Annotated in this window: 19 protein-coding genes; 6 read left to right on the forward strand and 13 right to left on the reverse strand. The window is 68.6% G+C overall.

Features of this window, described 5'->3' with window-relative positions; genetic code table 11:
- Positions 1-226: 226 nt before the first annotated feature.
- On the forward strand, positions 227-889 hold the full coding sequence (locus OG990_RS05830) for a tetratricopeptide repeat protein (RefSeq protein ID WP_406079276.1): 663 nt from the start codon (positions 227-229) through the stop codon (positions 887-889).
- Positions 890-1,083: 194 nt separating this feature from the next.
- Here OG990_RS05830 and OG990_RS05835 read toward each other — a convergent pair whose 3' ends face one another.
- Positions 1,084-1,524: a hypothetical protein gene (locus tag OG990_RS05835; RefSeq protein WP_406079277.1), complete on the reverse strand. Its 441-nt coding sequence runs from the start codon at positions 1,522-1,524 to the stop codon at positions 1,084-1,086.
- A gap of 196 nt (positions 1,525-1,720) precedes the next feature.
- Here OG990_RS05835 and OG990_RS05840 point away from each other — a divergent pair, with 196 nt between their 5' ends.
- Entirely contained in the window at positions 1,721-2,014 is a 294-nt protein-coding gene (locus OG990_RS05840) for a hypothetical protein (protein WP_328418262.1), read from the forward strand.
- A 258-nt stretch (positions 2,015-2,272) separates the two neighbouring features.
- Here OG990_RS05840 and eno read toward each other — a convergent pair whose 3' ends face one another.
- On the reverse strand, positions 2,273-3,580 hold the full coding sequence (gene eno, locus OG990_RS05845) for a phosphopyruvate hydratase (RefSeq protein ID WP_406079278.1): 1,308 nt from the start codon (positions 3,578-3,580) through the stop codon (positions 2,273-2,275).
- 153 nt (positions 3,581-3,733) lie between these two features.
- On the opposite strand from eno, the gene OG990_RS05850 reads away from it, so the two are divergent.
- Complete coding sequence (locus OG990_RS05850) at positions 3,734-4,156, forward strand: MarR family transcriptional regulator (RefSeq protein ID WP_328418258.1); 423 nt, start codon at positions 3,734-3,736, stop codon at positions 4,154-4,156.
- An 84-nt stretch (positions 4,157-4,240) separates the two neighbouring features.
- Here the strand turns inward: OG990_RS05850 and tnpB are convergent, their stop codons facing one another.
- From tnpB to OG990_RS05870, 4 genes are all read right to left on the reverse strand, one after another.
- The gene (gene tnpB, locus OG990_RS05855) at positions 4,241-5,668 is read right to left on the reverse strand and encodes an IS607 family element RNA-guided endonuclease TnpB (protein WP_406079279.1); all 1,428 of its coding nucleotides are present in this window, start codon (positions 5,666-5,668) and stop codon (positions 4,241-4,243) included.
- Positions 5,665-6,240: an IS607 family transposase gene (locus OG990_RS05860; protein ID WP_386990352.1), complete on the reverse strand. Its 576-nt coding sequence runs from the start codon at positions 6,238-6,240 to the stop codon at positions 5,665-5,667. Before OG990_RS05860 ends, tnpB begins: the two co-directional genes overlap by 4 nt.
- A 142-nt stretch (positions 6,241-6,382) precedes the next feature.
- Positions 6,383-8,374 (reverse strand): acyl-CoA dehydrogenase, encoded by a 1,992-nt coding sequence (locus OG990_RS05865; RefSeq protein ID WP_406079280.1) that lies wholly within the window; start codon positions 8,372-8,374, stop codon positions 6,383-6,385.
- 285 nt (positions 8,375-8,659) lie between these two features.
- Complete coding sequence (locus OG990_RS05870) at positions 8,660-9,811, reverse strand: glycoside hydrolase domain-containing protein (RefSeq protein ID WP_406079281.1); 1,152 nt, start codon at positions 9,809-9,811, stop codon at positions 8,660-8,662.
- A 261-nt stretch (positions 9,812-10,072) separates the two neighbouring features.
- On the opposite strand from OG990_RS05870, the gene OG990_RS05875 reads away from it, so the two are divergent.
- Positions 10,073-10,792, forward strand: a complete 720-nt coding sequence (locus tag OG990_RS05875) for a class I SAM-dependent methyltransferase (RefSeq protein ID WP_406079282.1) — start codon at positions 10,073-10,075, stop codon at positions 10,790-10,792.
- 16 nt (positions 10,793-10,808) lie between these two features.
- The gene (locus OG990_RS05880) at positions 10,809-10,976 is read left to right on the forward strand and encodes a hypothetical protein (protein ID WP_328418249.1); all 168 of its coding nucleotides are present in this window, start codon (positions 10,809-10,811) and stop codon (positions 10,974-10,976) included.
- A 146-nt stretch (positions 10,977-11,122) separates the two neighbouring features.
- On the opposite strand, the gene OG990_RS05885 is transcribed toward OG990_RS05880, so the two are convergent.
- A complete protein-coding gene (locus OG990_RS05885; protein ID WP_406079283.1) occupies positions 11,123-12,058 on the reverse strand; it encodes a hypothetical protein in 936 nt (311 codons plus the stop codon).
- A 546-nt stretch (positions 12,059-12,604) separates the two neighbouring features.
- Here OG990_RS05885 and OG990_RS05890 point away from each other — a divergent pair.
- Positions 12,605-12,958: a hypothetical protein gene (locus OG990_RS05890; protein WP_406079284.1), complete on the forward strand. Its 354-nt coding sequence runs from the start codon at positions 12,605-12,607 to the stop codon at positions 12,956-12,958.
- 120 nt (positions 12,959-13,078) lie between these two features.
- On the opposite strand, the gene OG990_RS05895 is transcribed toward OG990_RS05890, so the two are convergent.
- The 6 genes from OG990_RS05895 to OG990_RS05920 all read right to left on the reverse strand — a co-directional run bounded on the left by OG990_RS05895 (position 13,079) and on the right by OG990_RS05920 (position 19,465).
- Positions 13,079-13,972 carry a hypothetical protein gene (locus OG990_RS05895; RefSeq protein WP_406079285.1) on the reverse strand — a complete coding sequence of 298 codons (894 nt, stop codon included), beginning with the start codon at positions 13,970-13,972 and terminating at the stop codon, positions 13,079-13,081.
- Complete coding sequence (locus OG990_RS05900; RefSeq protein ID WP_406079286.1) at positions 13,969-15,105, reverse strand: GNAT family N-acetyltransferase; 1,137 nt, start codon at positions 15,103-15,105, stop codon at positions 13,969-13,971. The genes OG990_RS05895 and OG990_RS05900 overlap by 4 nt, the downstream gene beginning before the upstream one ends.
- A complete protein-coding gene (locus OG990_RS05905; RefSeq protein WP_386983307.1) occupies positions 15,102-15,548 on the reverse strand; it encodes a DUF4188 domain-containing protein in 447 nt (148 codons plus the stop codon). The genes OG990_RS05900 and OG990_RS05905 overlap by 4 nt, the downstream gene beginning before the upstream one ends.
- Positions 15,545-17,086, reverse strand: a complete 1,542-nt coding sequence (locus OG990_RS05910) for a phenylacetate--CoA ligase family protein (RefSeq protein WP_406079287.1) — start codon at positions 17,084-17,086, stop codon at positions 15,545-15,547. The genes OG990_RS05905 and OG990_RS05910 overlap by 4 nt, the downstream gene beginning before the upstream one ends.
- 257 nt (positions 17,087-17,343) lie before the next feature.
- Entirely contained in the window at positions 17,344-17,958 is a 615-nt protein-coding gene (locus tag OG990_RS05915; RefSeq protein WP_406079288.1) for a molybdopterin cofactor-binding domain-containing protein, read from the reverse strand.
- A 283-nt stretch (positions 17,959-18,241) separates the two neighbouring features.
- Positions 18,242-19,465 carry an oxygenase MpaB family protein gene (locus OG990_RS05920; protein ID WP_406079289.1) on the reverse strand — a complete coding sequence of 408 codons (1,224 nt, stop codon included), beginning with the start codon at positions 19,463-19,465 and terminating at the stop codon, positions 18,242-18,244.
- Positions 19,466-19,692 lie beyond the last annotated feature (227 nt).

Here is a 19,692-nt window from a genome sequence, read left to right on the forward strand (position 1 = left end):
CGGTGCGGTACGTGCCACGCGGGAAGACGGCATCCGCACAGTCCTTGCCATCTTTCACGACCTCGAACTGACCCTGCAGACCGACGGGACGTGGACGGATCCCACGGAGGCAACCCGGCGAGTCAGAAGACGGTCAACTTCGATCTGACGAAGCTGCATGCGTACAGGCTTAGGCTGACTGGACTGCCGGGTCTGGCAGGTAGTGGCGATGCCGGCGGGGGCGACGATGAGTACCGACGATCGGATCGAACGGGCCAGAGAGGTCTATGAACGGGCAGTGTTCGGCGGCGATACCAGCGCGTTGATCGACGCCGAACAGGGCTTGGACGCGGTCGAGGCCGATGCGGCGTTGGCGCGTGGGCTCATTCTGCATGCGCGGTTTCAGAGCGCGTCCGCCGACGCCGGCTCGTTGCCCGCCGAGGATCCCGCTGAACTGCCGTTGTTTGAGCGCGCGCTCGAGTTGTACCGGGCACTGGGGGACACGCGCGGCGAGGCCGAGGCGTTGTTCTGGATCGGTTGTCTCCACCAGTTCATCCGGCGTGACAATGAGACTGCGGTTCCCTACCTCGAGCTGTCCTGCCGGCTGGCGGCGCAGACCGGTGACAAGCCGACCCGGTCCGAGGCGCTACGGCACTTAGGCATCGTGGCGCACGCGGCTGGCCGGCTGGACGAGGCGCGCGAGCGGCTGGAGGAGTCATCCCGGCTGCGCCGGGAGGTCGGGGCCTTGCCGGGCGTGGCCTCCAACATGATCGGGCTGGCCTACATCGCCGCCGCCCAGGACCGCCGCGCGGACGCGCTCGCAACACTCGACGAGGCGCTCGTTATCGCACGTGCGCACGGTGCTCACGCCATCGTGCGGCACATCGAGCAGGCGAGAACGCAGATCTAAGCGTGCGGCCACGGGCAGACGTTCCGCGAGCCTGTAGCGGGCGCGTACTTCTGCCGCTGAGAACGCTCGAACCGCTCGCTGCCGTCAAGGCACTGTGAGCGGCGGGGGGTGTCGTGGGTGGTGCAGCAGCGCTGGTGGTGGCTCGGGTCCGGGCTGGCCTGGGTCGGCGGCGGTCCGCCGACCAGGGCCACCGGTCAGCGGCGGCCGGTGGCCAGGGCGACGAGGTACTGTCCGCCGCCTGCGTCGACGCTTGAGGTCACCGGCAGTCCGGGCACCAGCCGGGAGAACCGGTCGACCAGCCAGTCCGCCGCCTCCTGGGCGTCCTTCTTGCTCGGACAGCGGGCGACCAGCTCGCGGCCACCCTTGCGCTCGAGTCGCTCGGCGACGGTGATCAGCGGCGCGGGCTCCACCACGTGCAGACGGTCAGGCCAGGCGATGACCACCTTGACCGCGCCCTTGCGAGTGTTGCAGGCACGGTGCGCGAGTCGCTCGGCGACCTTGGCCTTCTTGTCGGCGGTGCGGCTGTCGACGCTGGGACCACGCGGGTCGTTCACCGACATGTCGGCGTCGACCGGCTCGTCGCACACCCAGCATCGCCAACTGTCACGCCTCGCGACGTCATCGAGGAGACTCATCCGAGCAAACTAGCCTGTCGACCCCTCGGCCAACGACAGCCCCGGCCGCGGCGAGCGCCGCCAGTCCGAAGAAGGGTTGCAAAGGATCGCTCTCCTGCGCCGTACACCTTGACTCCCGGTGCGATATCGCACCGCCGTTGGCAGCCTTAAGACGTGCACCAACCACGCGGTCGAGTTGTTGGAGGTTCGTAGGCTCATGGAACGCACACACGCTGCCCACGCGTTTCGGGAGGCCGCTCAGTCCTTGGTCGATCTTGTGCTCACCGAGGACATGGTTTATTTCGATGGGCTGCCGGACCGAGTTGACCGGGAACTCGGCACACCGCTGGCCGGCCTTGGAAGTGCCCTGAGCGAGGGCCGAGAACTTTCTGCCATCCTCGACATGGCGCGCCTGGTCGAAGAGATAGCGGACGAAATCCGACCCTCGCTGCCAGAGGATCTGGCGAGCGCCATCTCGGACATGGCTACTGCTCGGCGCGACGTGGACTGACGCTCCCATCGTCGGCCAGCAGTGGAGTGAGCCGCTGCACCCACCGGTAGGCCATGACGTGATCGACCTCGACTCCGCGTTCAACCAGCATGTCTGATCCGGCACTGGCTGGTTCCATTCGACCGGCAGTGCCGACCGGTCCGGGAAGGCGCAGGTCACACGGGGTTGAACAGCCCAGGGAGATTTGTCTCCCCAGCACGCGAGCGGGCCCCCGATCGTGATCGGGGGGCCCGCGTGGTCTCTACCTCTGCCTGCTGTTCACGCCCGACGCAGTGCGGAGCGGCCCGCGAAGCGCGCCAAGTCGCCCAGCTCCTCTTCGATCCGGATCAGTTGGTTGTACTTCGCCGTGCGGTCGGAGCGGGAGAGCGAGCCGGTCTTGATCTGACCGCAGCCGGTCGCCACCGCCAGATCCGCGATGGTGGTGTCCTCCGTCTCGCCCGAGCGGTGCGACATGACAGCCGTCCAGCCCGCCTGGTGGGCCGTGGTTACCGCGGCCAGCGCCTCGGTCAGGGTCCCGATCTGATTGACCTTGACCAGGACCGAGTTGCCGACGCCGGTGCGGATGCCCTCGCGCAGCAGCGTTTCGTTGGTGCAGAACACGTCGTCGCCGGTGAGCTGACAGCGGTCGCCGACACGGGCGGTCAGCTCGCGCCAGCCGTCCAGGTCGTTCTCCGCCATCGGGTCCTCGATGGAGACGACCGGGTAGGCGTCGATGAGCTTGGCGAGGTAGTCGGCGTGCTCCAAGGGGGTGCGGCGCACCCCCTCGCCCGCGTAGTCGTACACCCCGTCGCGGAAGAACTCCGACGACGCCGGGTCCATGACCAGGCCGATGTCCGTGCCGGGGCGGTAGCCGGTGCGCTCGATGGCGGTCATCACGAAGTCGAGCGCTTCCTCAGCGGTAGGCAGCGCGGGCGCGAAGCCACCCTCGTCGCCGACGCCCGTGGAGTGCCCGGCGGCCAGCAGATCGTGGCGCAGGGTGTGGAAGACCTCGCTGCCCATGCGGACGGCTTCGGCGAAGGTGTCCGCGCCCACGGGCGCGATCATGAACTCCTGGAAATCCAGCGGATTGTCGGCGTGGGCGCCGCCGTTGACGATGTTCATCATCGGCAGCGGCAGGAGGTGGGCGTCGACGCCGCCGAGGTAGCGGTAGAGGGGCTGGCGGTGGGCCGCCGCGGCGGCCTTGGCGGCGGCGAGGGAGACGCCGAGGATCGCGTTGGCGCCGAGCCGAGACTTCGTGGCGGTGCCGTCGAGGGCGACCAGCACGGCGTCGAGACCCGCCTGGTCCGCCGCGTCCCGCCCGCGCACGGACGCCGCGATCTCCCCGTTGACGTGGGCCACCGCGCGGTCGACGCCCTTGCCGTGCCAGCGCGCGGAGTCCCCGTCGCGAAGTTCCACGGCCTCCCGGGCACCGGTGGAGGCGCCGGAGGGGACAGCCGCGCGCCCCAGGGACCCGTTCGTTAGGACGACGTCGACCTCGACCGTGGGGTTGCCCCGACTGTCGATGATCCGGCGGGCGGTGACGGTCTCGATGGCGGCGTTGACGGTTCCGACTGCCTTTGCGGACATGGGAGGTCCTTCCCGTTGTCGTTGTCGTGCCGTGGCCCCGGCTGCGACAACGCTGGCGCTGAGCCCGACATCGGCAAACCTACAGCAATGCTGCTCAGTGTTGCTGTGCAGGTTAGGTGCACAGCTTTGCTGACCAATGGTGTAAGGTGCCCTATGCCCACCTCGGAAGCCGCCGCCATCGCCGCCGAACTGCGCACCGCGATGGGCAAGCTCACCCGACGCGTCAAACACGAGGACCGCATCCCGCTGGGCCAGGTCGCCGTGCTCGGTGCACTCGACCGCGACGGCACCATGACTACCAGCGACCTCGCCGCCGATCAGCGCGTACGCCCCCAGTCGATGGCCCGGACGGTGGGGCTGCTCATAGAACAGAACCTGATCACGCGCCGGGCGCACCCCACGGACGGACGCAAGTCGCTGGTCGAGCTGTCGGACGCGGGCCGGGCCGCGCTCGAAGCGGAGCGCGGCCGCAGGGCCGGTTGGCTCGCGCAGGCCATCGAGGCCGAACTCACGGATGAGGAGCGGGCGTTGCTGGCACGGAGCGCCGCCCTGCTGGAGCGGCTCGCCACACGCTAGTGCCCCGACAGGCAACGCTCGCCCCGTCGCGACGCCTGGCACGCGCCCCCATGCTCCCGGCTTCGCTCGAGCAGGGAGGTACCGTTACCTTTCAGTGAGCAAACGTGACTCCTGATTGGCAGTCGTCCGTTGCCGGGCGACGTTGACCGGATGAGCCGGTCTAGACGCTTCACGGCCCGCCGCCCCGCCTGCGCATGCAGGTCTTACGGGTCTTACGTGGGCTCCACGTCCTGTTTTTGCGTCGCCCAGCGACTCCAGGTCGACGTGCCGCACGAGCGCGGCAAGATTACGTGCGGCGTTGACGTCCCGGTCGAGGGACAGCCTGCACGCGGTGCAGTGGAACGTGCGCTCGGCCAGTGACAGCTTGGGTTTCACCGTCTTGCAGGCGGAGCATGTCTTGGAGCTGGGGTACCACCGGTCGGCGACGTACAGCGTGGCGCCGTACCAGCCGGTCTTGTAGCCGAGGTGCCGGCGCAGCGTCGCCGGGGCGGCGTCGGTCAGGGACCGAGCCAGTTTGCGGTTACGAACCATCCCGGCCACGTGGAGGTCCTCCACGACGACCGTGGTGAACTGCTGCGCCAGGCGGGTGGTGAGCTGGTGCCACGAGTCGGCGCGGACGGCCGCGACCGTGGCGTGCAGTCGAGCCACCGCCTCCTGTGCCCGCTGCCACCTGTTCGACGCGGTCCGCTTGCGCCTGGCCTGCGGGTCGTAGGGGCCGATCCGCCGGGCGGCACGGCGCTGCGCCTTGCCGAGTTTCTTCAACGCGGCTTTGAACGGCGCCGGGTTCGGCACCATCTCGCCGGTGGACAACACGGCCAGGTGCTTGATCCCGGCGTCCACCCCGACCACCCGGCCGGCCTTCGGCGCGTGCGCCGTCCGTCCGACCGTGCGCCGGACGGCGACCTGGAACGAGCAGGACCACCGTCCGGCGGTCTCGGTGACCGTGGCGGACAGGATCGTCGCGGTGCCGGCCTTCACCCGGCGGGCCAGCTTACGGGTGGACTCGTGGGTGCGGATGCGGCCCAGCCGGGGCAGCACCACGTGCCGGTAGCCAGGGTCGACCCGGATCGCGCCGGTGGTGAACCGGGCCGACCTGCGACCGTGCTTCCTCTTGGTCCGGGGCCAGCCCATCCGGCGGCCCTTGCGGGCACCGGTACGCGAGGCGTGCCAGTTGCCCAGCGCCGCGGACAGGTTCGCCAGCCCGGTGTTGAACGCCTCCTTGGAGCACTGCGCCCACCACCGCGCCGCCCACTGCTTGATCTCGTTCCAGGTGCGCCGCAGGTCCGGCAGGGACCAGCCCTGCCACGGCGTCAGGTCGGCCTCGGCCACCCCGTAGCTGGCCTCGGCAGCCCGTTGCGCCTTCACCGCGCTGACCCGGCGCAGCATATGGTTGTAGGCGAACCGGGCCGCACCGGTGTTGCGGCGCAGGCCGAGAACCTGGGCGTCACTCGGGTCCAGGGCGAACCGGTATGCCTGCACGGTCCAGCCGGCCGGCGGCTCGTACCGCTTCACGACTCGTCCTTGGCGGTGGCCGCGGCCACCGCGCGGCTGGCCCGGTTCGCCGCGGCCCGGCGGCCGTACAGCCGGGCGCACAGGCTGGTCAGGATCTCCGTCACGTCCCGCACCAGGTCGTCGTCCACCTCGGCCGGGTCGGCGACCAGCAGCCGGCGGCCCTGGGCGGCCAGCGCCGCCTCAACGTACTCGGCGCCGAACCGGGCGAACCGGTCCCGGTGCTCGACCACGATCGTCGTCACGGACGGGTCGCGCAGCAGCCCGAGGAACTTCTTACCTCGGCCGTTCAAGGCGGAGCCGACCTCGGTCACCACGCTGGAGACGACCATGTTCTGCCCGGTGACCCAGGCGGCCACCCGGGCGACCTGCCGGTCAAGGTCGCCTCGCTGATCGACCGACGACACCCGGGCGTAGACAACCACCTGGCCCTGGGTGTCGACACTGACAACGTCCACCATGATCGTTCCCGACGGAAGACGCCGAGCGGGCACCGGCATGGTTCCCTCGCGGAACCATCGGTACGCGGTCTGTGGGTGCACCCCGTTGCGGCGCGCCCACTCAGCAAGCTTCACGACACCGACACTAACACTCACATATTCGCATGCCTGATCACAGAATCGGGAACTGCCAACAACCCCCTTCGCCGCACCGGCTGAAAGCCCAAGCACATCCAGTACGAGGACTTCCGGCCGGCACGCCGGACGAACCTTCTGCCTACGCCGGGACTGCCTGCGGATCACCGGCGGCGTCATGGGCGACCATGGTCTCCTGCCGGCGGGGTTCCTCGCGCAGGACGGCGCAGTGCAGCCACGTGTCCGGGATGGCGAAACCGTCCACAAGCGTCCGCATGTGCGGGCGCAGCTCTCTGAGTAGACCGTTCACCACGGCGGTGATCGCCTTGGCGCGGGCCGGCGTGAGACGGCCGTGCTCCAGGAACCATCCCTTGTTGGTCTCGATGACGCTGAGCGCGTACAGGTCACAGATTCGGGAGAGCAGCGCCTGGACCGCCGGGTCTGCGGTGTCTTCGATGCCGGCGACGAACGCCTCCAGGGTGACTCGGTCGATGTGCGCGGTGGCAACGGCGAGGACGTGGTCCTGAACGTCGTTGAAGATGTCGAAGGGACGGTCCTTCTTCGTGGCCGCGCCGTTGCGGAGGCGGCGGACCGCGCCGTCGAGGAGGTGCCTTTCGCGGTCCTCGAAAACCTTGAGCTGCCAGCCGCGGTCGGTGACGGCGACTTCCTCGTCACGGCCGGGCACGGCGCTGATCAGCCGCTCGATGAGCGACCGCGCGGCGGTGCGCTCGAGCACCATCTCGCGGACCTGTTCGGCGACGAAGGAGGCGCGCCCCCAGCCGTCCAACGAGCCGAACTCGTCCCGGTGGCCGGTGAGCAGCCCCTTGGCAACCAGCTGCAGCAGCACCGTGTTGTCGCCCTCGAACGTGGTGAAGACATCGGTGTCGGCCTTGAGACTGGGTAGCCGGTTCTCGGCCAGGTAGCCGGCGCCGCCGCATGCCTCGCGGCACATTTGGATGGTGCGCGTCGCGTGCCAGGTCTGCGCGGCCTTGAGACCGGCGGCCCGGGACTCCAGCTCCCTTTGCCGGTGCTCGTCGACCGGCCCGTCGCCGCCCTGCACCTCACTGAGCGCGGCGACCAGCTCGGCCTGGGCGAAGTTCAGCGCGTACGTGGTGGCCAGGGCGGGCAGCAGCTTGCGTTGGTGGGCCAGGTAGTCGTTGAGCAGCACCTCCCGGTCCGCGTCGGGCGTGCCGAACTGGCGGCGAATGTCGCCGTAGCGCACCGCGATGGTCAGCGCCGATTTGGTGGCCGCCGACGCGGCGCCGCCCACGCTCACCCGGCCGCGGACCAGGGTGCCGAGCATGGTGAAGAAGCGCCGGGAGTCGTTCTCAATCGGGCTGGAGTACGTCCCGTCCTCCGCGACCTGACCGTGCCGGTCCAGCAACATGTCCTGCGGCACTCGTACGTGGTCGAAGCTGAGCCGCCCGTTGTCAACGCCGAGCAGGCCGGCCTTGGGCCCGGCGTCACCGATGGTCACGCCGGGCAGCGGGTTGCCCTGCGCGTCGCGGATCGGGACCAGCCACGCGTGTACGCCGTGCCGTCGCCCGTTGGTGATCAGCTGCGCGAAGACCACCGCCATCCGCCCGTCCCGGGCCGCGTTGCCGATGTAGTCCTTCCGGGCCGCCTCGTGCGGGGTGTGGAGATCGAAGGTCTGCGTCTGCGGGTCGTACGTGCAGGTGGTGCGCAGCTGCTGGACGTCGGAGCCGTGGCCGGTCTCGGTCATCGCGAAGCAGCCGAAGATCTTGCCCGAGATGATGTCCCGTAGGTACGCGTCGTGGTGCCGCGGCGTGCCGAGGGCCGCGACCGCGCCGCCGAACAGGCCCCACTGCACGCCCGCCTTGACCATCAGCGACAGGTCGACCTGCGCCAGCATCTCGGTGGCGACGATCGAGCCGCCGACGTCGGATCTGCCGCCGTACTCGGTGGGGAAGCCCGACGCGATGCCCAGCTCGACAGGAAGTTCGGTGAGCAGCCGGCTGATCCGCTCACGTGCCTGGTCACCGGTCTCGCCGTACACCGGGAGGAAGCGCTCGTCGAGGTGATCCCGGTGCGCGTTGCGAACCTCGGCCCACGGTCCGTCGAGCACTTCCTGCAGGCGGGCGAGGTCGATGCGGCCAGACGCGTGATCGGGCATGGTCACCCCTCGGGATGGTGGACATATGGGTACAGTCTGTACCTGATCAAGAGTACCGGCCCCCCTACATCGGTCCGGTGAGAGACAGCGGTGAGACCCGACACCATCGCCGTGCGTCGTGCCGACGGCGCCCCGAATGAGCGCGCCCGTCGGCGTCAACTGATCGTGCAAGCGGCCGGTCCGCGCCATCGAGGAATCCGGCACGACGCGGCCTGAGCGTGGTGGCGGACCGGGCCGGACTCGAGTTCGCGGCTCGACCAGGTGTCACTCGGCCAGCGAGGGAGTTCAGACCCGGGTGATCCGCACCGCGTCGGCGACCACGAATCCAGTGCCACTGGTCCAGCGACTCACGCCGACCTTGTTGCCCGTGCCCGCCACCAGGGTGAACACGCCGATCGAGACCCATCGGCCGCCGTTGGCTCGCTGATTGACGGACACGGACTTGCTCCCGGTGGTGGTCTCCACAAGGTAGGGCGTCAGGTTGTTGTAGCCCGCGTCGGCCGGGTACCAGACCGAGATCTCATAGTTTCCGGTCGCTGGGATGGTCGACCGGTACCAGGCGACGTCGCTGGAGGACAACGGGTTGGCGAATCGGTAGTCGGTGCCGAACCGCTGGCCGGAGTAGGCCGACGTGCCCCATTCGGTGCTCGCCGTGAACCCGCCCGAGGTGCTGTTGTCGATGGTCGTGGTCCACTGCTGCGGCGGGGTCTGCGTAACCCTCACGTCGAGGTAGTTGCGGTCGATTTTCATCGTCACGCCGCCCCAGGTCTCGGTGACATCGCCGGCGTACTGGTGCACGCGCTGCTGGTTCGCGTAGTAGGCATCGGCGCAGTAACTTCCGGCGTCCGTGTCAGCAACCCCGTTCCACCAGGCGATCCAGATCTGATCGAGTCGCGTGTAGGTCGGGTTGCCGTACGCGTCGCAGACGTCCTTGATGCCGGACGAGCCGCTGGAGTACATGCCAGCGAGGTAGCCGCGTACGTGCAGTTGCTCGACCCAGCCGGACAGGAACGACAGCACGGCAGCCCGGCACGACGCGTTCGACGGGTACTGCTCGATGTCGTTGTAGATGGTGCTCGCACTGCCGATGCCCAGTGCCTGGGCGGCATTCGCGGCGCTGTTCGCCGCGGAGACGCCTTGTGACCGGGCGGTGGTGGGATCGGCGGACATCTTCGGCGTCCGGGTGCCGCACGGTGCCTGGTACCCCAGTTCGATGGGGAGTAGCCGCCATCCGTTACTGGTCTGGTTGGCCACCCAGGTCGCGGTGAGGTTGGGCTGGGAACAGGTGCGGCTGGCCCCGCTGATGTAGATGCCGATCGCGCCGTAGGGCGAGCTGGCCCGCCACGTGTTCATCGCAGCCTGTGACGGGGCGGCGCAGGTGTCGAATCCCCGGCCGGTAAAGGTGCCGGGTTGCGGGCCGGTGGCCAGCGGCGTCACTGCAGTCGATGTTTGTGCGGGTGTCGCGGCCACAGCAATCGAGTCGATCGGCGCCACGAGTCCCGCGGCAACGGTGAGACCCGCTAGCCATCCGGCAATGACTCTCACGCTGCCTCCGTTTGAAGAAATCCTCGCCTCGGAACGGGCACCACGAAAGATTTCTACCACGAATCGATGAACAGCAATAGAGGGCTTGGGTCGCTTCAGACACAAGATGGTCGGGGGTTCAGTCTGAGGAACTGTCTCTGGAATGATGTTCCAGTGGTTGACCAGCGCGCCGGTTTCGAACTGCTTGGCAACGACGCCTTGGAGCGGTCGGCAGTGGTGGCCAACTGCGCCATGAACCGCGAGCGGCAGCTGTCCGGGGTCAACAGCTACACCCGGGAGTTGGGGTTCAACCCTCTCGACGTTCTCGCCGCCGCCGACCGGGCCGAACCTTCGGCAGTCGCTGGTTGGCTGGATCTGTGCTGCGGCACTGGTCGGGCGTTGATCCAGGCTGCCGGGGAGCTGCGCCTGGCAGGGCTGACCGAGCGGACGGTCCTCGTCGGGGTCGACCTGGTCGACGCCTTCGATCCCGTACCGGCACCACCGCTGAACCTGGAGCTGATCTGCGCCTCCGTCACCAACTGGACACCTACGCGGACGTTCGACTTGATCACCTGTCTGCACGGACTGCACTACGTCGGAGACAAGCTCGCCGTCCTGACCCGGGCCGCCGGCTGGCTGACTCCCACCGGCCGGCTCGTGGCCGACCTGGACCTGTCCAGCATCCGGCTTCCTGACGGGCGACCCGCTGGGCAGCGCCTCACCGCCCGACTCCGCGCCGCCGGGTTCTCCTACGACTCCCGTCGACGCCGGATCAGCTGCACCGGCCGCCGTGAAGTCCGCCTCCCGTACCGCTACCTCGGCGCCGACGATCGCGCTGGTGCCAACTACACCGGACAACCCGCCGTGCACTCCCACTACGCCGAAGACCACTGACCGCACCGACGCCGGCGTGGCCGATGCCGACGTGGATCTTCTGGCCGGCGATGACGAGGGTGCGGCGGCACCTGACGCGTCGTTCGACGCGCAGTGGCTGGGTTGCCGGGGTGGGTGGGGATCCGGCGGGACGGGCGTCGCGGATGCGGGCCTGCTCGGTCGGGGTGCCGGCTTCGACGCCTGATCTTCCTGTTGGCTGCGGGCGATCAGGGCCCGTCTCGGCGTCCTCGACGCCGACTGGGTCGCGCACGAAGCCGTAGACGATCTCGTTGTTGGCCGAGGAGACTCCGGGCCCGGAGGATCCCGCGGTAGGGGCCCGAGTAGAACCTGTCACCGGCCGCAGGCCCTGCACGTGGCGCGGGTGCGCAGGTGGTAGTCGCTTGACGCCGAGATGAGGCCGAGTCCCAGGATGCAGTACGCCGACATCGCCACCCAGAGGAACGTGTCGGAGAACTGGCTGATCGATCCCGACGTCAACTGCACCAGCCCCATGCCGAAGTAGGCGACGATGCCCGCCCCGAGCCCGAAGCCGGGCACCAGTAACAGCAGGCGAGGGATCGTGCGGCCGGCGAGCAGCGGCACCCACCCCGGCCAGATCTCGCCCCAGCGGTGTACCAGCGCCAGCGGCAACAGCACTCCAGCCAGCAACAGGCCGATCTCCAACCCGATCACGGAGGCGTCCTGCGTGAGGCCGTCGAATCCCACCACGATCTGGGCCGCGAAGCGGGTGACGAGGCCGGCTACCGCGGCGTACGCGGCCCACCGTGCCCACCGCGCGGGTGTTGAGCGCCGCAGACCCGGTCGGACTGTCCGGCAGCAGTCCGGACAGTCGCCCCGGGTGCGTCGCTGATAGTGGGCGGTGGCCAGACTGAGCAGGACCGCTCCGGTGACGCAACCGAGCCGGCTGGCGAACGCTACCGGGTCGAAGTACGGGCCGACCGTGAACAGCAGGAGGCCCACCAACTCCGGCAGCAGGATCGCGGCTGCCGCGATCAGTGCACCAGCGACCGTCCAGGCGACACCTGCGAGCGCCGGCCGCCAGGTCTCCACCCGGTCCAACGCAACCGCCAGAGCACCCGCGGCAACGCACAACGCCACCGACCGCCAGCCGGTGAAACCGAGCAGGTCCGACCCGAACTGCCCGAAGTCCGGAGCCTCGCCGATCGTCCACGCCAGACGCACACCCCCGTATGCCACGGCCCAGCCGAGCACTGCGTACGTCAGGCCGTGGCCGGTCCTGCGAACGATCGATGCCGATGTCGTCATGCACCCGATCCTTCCGGCGCCCCGACGTGGGCGGCCCCCGCCGACAGGGGAAGGCGCTCCCCCGCAGGAGGGACGTGCCGAGGGCCCGCCGGCCGTGCCGTCATCTGGGACGCCGATCCCACGGGCAACGCTGTGACCAGGCTCTTCGGCTTGGAGGCCTCTTCGGCGCTCAGAACAACACCCGGCACCCACCCCTACCAGCAGTTTCTAGTCTTCGCAGGTCAGAGTCGGTGTGGCGTCCTGTTTCACACCGAAGAGGTCGCTGGCTCGATACCAGCATCGCGGGCGGCTCGCGAACTCCGTCGCCTCGTCGACACTGCCGATCAGCTCTTCCTGAGCCGAACCCTGCCTGATCTCTGGGCGGGCCCCGGGGACCCGTGGTGGCTGCAGCACAGGTGATGGGGCAGGATGGCCGCCCGGTACGCCGTCACCAGTTGTCCGAGCCGCTAGTAGGGGTGAGGCGATCTTGAATAGGGTCGGCGACCACGGTCCGCTACCGAAACGCGTGGCCGAACGGATCACCATGGACGGGATGGGTGGGCTGACATGGCGCTACTGCTTGGCATTGATGACCTCCCGCCAGGGTTTGATTATCCCCAGGAGTTCATCCGGGTCGTTGAGCTTGGACTCACGGACCTCGAACCGTGGTTCATCCTGGATGATGACGATCTTTACGATCGCCATCGTGGTCTTCGCGGACGGTATCCGAACAGGGTGCTGGTGCCGTTCGCGCGCCGCATCGACAACGATGACGTGGCCTGCTGGGACGCCGACCGAGGCGGGCGAGTCGTCATCGTGCACGACTTCGCGTCGCCCGGCTGGGAGCACCATGCAGACGTTGGCGGCTTCTACGACTGGCTTCGGCAGGCCGTGGAGGATCTGATTGAGTACGACTGTTGACCTCAGTCGAGCCGTGTCCCAGGGAACTGGGCCGATCCTGTGCCACCGGCTGCAAGCCGATGTGGTCCATCCGCTGAATCGTCGTATCCCCGAGCACAGGGGTCGGATGGGGACGGCCCGCTAGCATCGGGCCGAACGGACCGGCTCGGCGAGGGGACGACCGACGCGAAACACCGCGAGCGGTTCGCCGCCCACCCGTTCGGCGAGCCGACTGGCCGTCGCCGGGCAGTCGATGAGCTGGCTGAGTGGATGGACCGCCAGGCCGTGCCGGGCGAGAGTCAGCCACGTACGCAGAAGACGCCGGCCTGCGGCGATGTGGTCGTCGCCGTCGGCGAGTAGAACCAGGATGCTGCCGTCGTAGCGCAACAGGCCGCGGCCGCTGGCGGCCAGCAGCGCCGGAAGGCCCAGCCGGCGGGTGACCGGGTACGCCCGAAGTGCGGCGGACAGGACCCGCGCTTCGTACCGGGACAGGGTGAGCGCCCGGTCGGTGAGCCCGTCGAGGTGGTATCGGGGATGGTGTGGGCTGAGGCGCAGCCAGTCACGCAACTCGACCGCTACGGCTGGTGTGCCGAACAGCCACCGGTCGGCGACCGCCAGATCCGGAGCGAGATCTCGGGTCGGAACGTGCGCGATGCCGGGCCCGAGGTCGGCGATGACGGCGGCGTCGACGTACCCGGGCGCGTATGGACCACGGGCGACCCGGCGGGCCTCGACGTCGGCGATCGTGAACGGAGTCGCGTACCGATTTGCTGCGGGGATCAGTCGCGGACCGGGCGCCGCGGTGATGGTGAGGCCAAGTTCGGCGGAGACGATGAGGCACGTCTCGACGAATGCGCCGATGCCGAGGGCCAGGTCACGCCCGGTCGGGTCGGAGTCGGGCAGGCGGCGGGCGGGATCGACGCCGATGACGATCTCGTCGGCGTGGTACTCCGGTCGCCACGGCTGCGTGTTGTGCGCGCTCGGTGCCCGGCGGCAGACCGCCTCGTTGGCCCGCAACTGCTCGACCCAGCTCACGCCGCCGCCCCTCTCTCGTAGAAGGTGTACCCGTGCAGGGGCCGCCCGCCGGCGCGCCGGTACTGAGCGGCCGAGGCGACGTTTGTCCGCTCGACGAAGGTGCTGCGCAGTGTCCGGTACCCGTTGCTGGCGAGGTTGCGGTGCAGTTCCCTGGACAGCAGCGTCAGGTACCCCTTGCCCTGCTCGTCGGGCATGGTGCCCTTGATGATGAGGACGGCGTCGCTCCGGTACCGGCCGCGGGTGGCGAGGAGGCGGAGCTGATTGATGACGCCGAGCCGGCCACCGACGCTCATGAGGTACTCGGAGATGTCCGGCACGGTGACGACGAACGCGACGGGTCGGCCGGCCTTCTCCAGCCAGAGAAGCAGCGCCTCGTCGAGCAGGAACGCGAGGCCGTCGGTCTGCTCCGCCAGCTGATCGGCGGAGATGTCGGTGTAGTAGCCGAGTTGCGCGAAGCTCGCGTTGAGCATCCGCCGCAGGATCGGCAGTTGGCTGCGCAGGTGCCACCGGGAGCCGTGCCGGATGACGAGCTGTTCGGCGGCGATCCGGCCGTCGTCGAAGGCGAACCCGTGGTCATGGTCGGCGGCGACGAGAGCACAGGCGGCGAGCGGAGCACCGGCGGCGACCGGAGCACCCGTGGCCGTGCCGTTGAGGTCGACCAGCCAGGTGTCGGCCTCGAAGCGACGGTGGAAGCCGTGCCGTTCGTACATGTCCGGGTAGTAGGCGGGGTTCCACGCGGAGTCCACGAAGCCGCGGTCGGCGAAGCCGGAGGTGATCACCCCACCGGTCTGGTTCGGCAGCAGTGCCACCGGTCCGAACAGTGGTCGGCCGTTGGCCCTGGTCTCGACGGCGTCCATGATGGCGGCAAAGACGTCGTCGTCATCGACGAACTCGGTGTGCCCGAACAGCTGCCGTGGGCCCACCTTGGTGTCGAAGGCCGCGCTGCGGTGCATGCTGGTGCGCCCCACGACGACGCCGTTGCGGTCGCGGACCAGGAACAGCTCGGCGGTGCGGCGGTGGGTCGCGATGACCGATGACAGCAGGGGTACGTACCGGTCTGTCGGGTGGAGCCGGAGCGGGAAGTCGACGAACGCTCGCAGGTCGGCCCGCGACTGCACGGGAACCAGTCTCATGCGCGATGCACCGGCGGGCCGGACGTCTCGGTGGACAGCGGGGTGAAGGTCGGTACGTGCGCCATGCCGTCCGACTCAGCGCGCCAGATGCCGTTGCTGTAACCCTCGGGCTCGGCACCGTACAGGCGGATGTAGCCACCGGTCGCGTTCTTCGTGCCGTGATCGGTCACCCAACACATGAGGTCGCGGTGGTGGCGGCTGCGGGCGAACTTCAGCAGCGCGTCGCGGTCGCTGAAGAAGGCGATGGTGCCGAGCGTGAACGGGAACTGGTAATACACGGTGTGCCACCGGTACCCGTCCATCCGTCTCATCTGCCGGACCATCTTGAACCACGTCCGGGTGAGCGTGAGAATCGAGCGCGGCCCGCGGTAGCGGGTGGCGCCGACGAACATGGCGGTCGCCTGGCCGACCGGAGGCGCTGCGGAGAAGTCGGTGGTCCTCACGCCGTCACGCCCCTCACCAGGTATACGTTCTTGATCTTGGAGGCGGCGTCGGCGAATGGGCCGGTACCGTACTCGTGGACCTCCACCCGCAGGTCGGCGGCGGACGGGTCCTCGGCGAGGGACTCGGCAAAGTCCCGGCTGACCTCGGCGAGGTGACGCAAAACCCCCGCGCGGCAGGTGTGGATGAGGGTTTGCCGCTCATCAGGACTGAGCGCCAGGCCCTCGCGAAGTTGCAGGTTGACGACCGGCCGGCTCTCCAGGTCGGCCTGCTCGGTCAACTGCAGGCAGAAGCTCTGCAGCAGGTGCGCCTGGGAATTGCCGGTGTAGAGGCCGTACTCGACGTCCTGGGGGTAGATGTTGGCGCCCATGTACGAGATGGTGCTGTCCTTGCGGCCGTACAAAAAGAGCAGTGGCAACCGCATCCGGTCGATCTGCCAGGCGCGGTCCGCGGCGGCCCTCGCCGCGGGGTCGGCGATCGCGGCCAGGACGTCCGGGTACGAGATCAGCCGGCCCTCGTCGCCAATGTTGTAGCGGACCCGGGGATTGAGCACCGCCGTCGAGTTGATCGTGCAGAGCACCTCATGGTCCGGGGTGGTCTCCAGGTACGTCTCAAGCGGGTTGTACTGAAAGACCATCGGCAGCCGGTGCTCGTCGGCGCCGAGCAGTGCGGTCCGCAGTGCGGCGTCGGTACGCAGTCGTCGACGGACCCAGACACTGAAGTCGCTCTCCCCGGCGATGCCGATGGTGAGGTCGCTGGCTCCGTAGCCGGAGCGCACCTTGACGAAGCGCTCCTGCAGGTAGTCGCGCAGCGCCTCGGTCATCCCCTCACCACCGACCAGACCGCTGATGCGGTACTCGGCCCATGGGAAGTCCTCGGCGTCGAGCTTGTCGCGTAGGTGCTTGAGGAACGGCGGATACGCGGTGACGATGTAGTCGAATCCGGGCCCGAAGTACAACAGGGTGTCGACGATCTTCTGCAGGTCCGGCCCGGTGTTTTTCACCATCGCGATCGTGGACATGGCGATGCCGGTGTTGGTGCCGGTGGCCCAGGCGCCCATCGAGTACGCGTTGATGACGAACCGCCGCTTCGACGGAAACACCATGGTCGCGTAGCCGGCCAGGTTCTTGTGGACCGAGCGCAACTCACGGCGGCTGCGGATCCAGTTGAACGGCTGACCGGACGAGCCCGACGACTCATCGACCACGCTGCCGGCGATCTCGATCTCACCGTGCCAACAACGCTGCGCCTCCGGGTACGCCTGCACGTACGACCGCTTGTCCGTCTGCGGGTACGACGACAGGTCGAACCACCGGAACCGCCAATGGTTGCGGCGTAGGAAGTCGCCGTACGCGGGCACGTCGATCGCGGCGAACTGGCAGGTCATCCAGGCGTGCAGCCGGGCGAAGCGACCCATGTACGGACGGTACTGACGTGCCGTGAGCCGCCACACCGCCGGATGGATCCGGTAGAGCGTGTAGAGCCAGGTCAGGGCGAAGCTCGCGGAGCGTAGGGTCCACCGACGCAGGAATGTCACCACGCGGCCACACTATTGAACCGTCGAGCCAGAAGCCTGGTGACGGATACTCAGGTGTCTAAGTATCCCGGGCCGGCCGGCGCCCGTCGGCGCGGCCGGGTTCAAGCCGACGAGCCCGGTCGATCGCTGAGGGATCGGCGGGGCTCGTCGGGTGGTGCCTGTCAGGCGAGGTCGACCCGGTCGAGATCCATGAACCGCGGATGGCGATCTCAGTGCGACCGCATAGCTGGGCGGTCCATCGGCGACCGTCTTGCGCCCGGTCACCGCCTGCCGCGCGCCGACCCGGTTGCGGGATGGCTGGTGACGGTGGAGCATTCCCGCCGGGAGAGTTCCAACGCCACAGCGACGGTGCTCGTGCTGGCGGCCTTCGTGGCGAGGGCGCCGATGTCGAGGCGCCGACCGGAGCCATCGGTGATGACGCCGGCGTTGAGCCGCAGGTAGGCGACGGGCGAGCCGAACGTGGCCGATGCGGCTTCCAACAGCCGCTGACGGGCTACGGCCGCGGCGACCCGGACGGGGGTGTAGGTCGAGGCGGTCGTGTTCGATCCGCCGATCACCTGGTTGAACACCGATTCCGGCCAGGCATCGGTCAGCGTGACACGGACCCGCTGCCGCGGTACGGACAGTTCCTCGGCGATCAGCATGGCAGTCGAGGTGGTGATGCCCTGTCCCACCTTGGCTCGGGGCAACGCGAACGACACGGTCCCATCCTGGCTGACCTCGACCGAGATCAGTCCCGATGTCGGCAGGGCCGCCGCAGTCATGACGTCGTTGAGGCCGAGCAGCTCTGTCACGTCTGACGACGGCAGCTTGGCGTCTGTTGTGGACGTCGCCGCCAGTTCAGCCGCGGTCACGAGGATCGGGGCAGCCAGCACGTACCCGAGGAACCGTTGCCGGGGGATGGGTTCAGCCATGGTGGCTTACTCGGGGCAGTTCGTTGTGGGGACTTCGATCTTGGTCTCGTGGCCCCTGGTGGGGAAGAACTGACCACGTCCACCCGCCCGCCAGCAAGAACTTGCGCCTGCTCAGCTCAGTCATGCCCTCAACTCCCTACCGATTCACTGTTGGCCGGCGTGCTGAGTTGCGGTGCATCGGCGGTGCGCCGGGAAGAGCCAGGGACGCGGGACCGTCCCGCGCCCTCAGCTGCGACGCTCCCAATCAGAACTCGCGGTTGCCGAGCGGGATCTCGATGTTGATCGACCGCCCCTCGGACAGGAAGAGCAGGGCCAACTTGCGCAGGAACTCGTCGAAGAGCCAGTAGCACTCCGGCGCGAGGGGGAGCGGCAGCAGGCCCTCCCGGACGGCGATGAACGGCCCCCAGAACGTCTGCAACAGCGAGTCCCAGAGCAGCTCTCGGGGAATCTGAAGCCAACTGGCGATCTGCCTACCGAGCATGAACCGCGTGAACGAGCCGAGGATGGGCTTGCTCAGGAGGCCGGCGTCGATCTCCTCACCGAGGCTGAGCAGGATGTCCGCCAGCGCGATGCCCTCGGGCGTCGGCGCCAGCACCGGGTCGAGGACCTCGCTGGCCTGGGCGTTGGCCTCACTCCACGACGCGGGAATGTACTCGTCCTTGATGCCCAGCATGTGGGCGGCCACCTGCCACAGGTGGAGGAAGGCATCCGACTCGCGGGCAGGGACCGGAACCCTCCAGTCGGTCAGCTTCCGCATGACCGTGGTCGGCAAGCTGTGCCAGGTGACCATCAGGTCCCGCTGACTGATCGGGATGTCCTCGGGGGCGACCTCCGCCCAGTCCGGCGACTGCGGCAGGAGGTGACGCACGCCGGCGTGCGCCAGTCGGGTCTTGACGGCGGTCACGATCATCGAACCGTCGGGCTGGTAGGCGTTCGCCGTCCCGATGTCGTACCCCAGCTTCGCGGTCTTGGAGATGCGGTCCTTCATGTCCGCGCCGCCCTGGGAGTAGTAGACGGCGCGGGCCTCCTTCGGAATGACCGTGCTCATCATGCCGCTGGCCAACCCGTAGAGCACGCCGAGGTAGAGCCCTCGCTTCTGGTTGAACTGCACCGCGGTGGCCAGCTTGCCCTGGTCCACCCACGACGGTAGCTGGCGGGCGTGCTCGATGAAGCTGCGTACATCCCCCGGCAGTCCGTCCGGCAAGGGCTGACCGTTCGTGGTCCAGGTCCGTAGCAGTGCGTTGACCATGGGCACGTCGCCCCGGTCGAGCAGCGAGGCGACCAGCGGGTCGGCCTCCTCATCCCACACCCACCGCGGGTCGACGCCCGCCCCGGCGCCCGCCACGGAACCCGAGGGGGACCAGGTCCACACCGACTGGGCCTGCGCCGGCGCGGCGACACCCAACGCGCCGAGCGCGCCAAACGCCCCACCGACCTTCAACATCTTGCGCCTGCTGAGTGGTTCCACGCCTCGCTCCTCCTCAAGGTCGACTCCACTGATACGATGAAACGCATGTTGCGTCCATGTTTCACATGAGAGCACACTGTGTCGGAGATCACAAGACTGATCATGACGATGGTCTATGTTTGGCCCGAGCCGGACCGCGCGGACGTCCAAGCCGCACACCCTCTCACCTGCATCAAGCTCACGGGCCATCATGGATCGATCTGCTTCCGCCATCTCCGGGGCAGGCA

Origin of the sequence: Micromonospora sp. NBC_00858 (genome assembly GCF_045207365.1) — a bacterium.
GTDB lineage: Bacteria > Actinomycetota > Actinomycetes > Mycobacteriales > Micromonosporaceae > Micromonospora.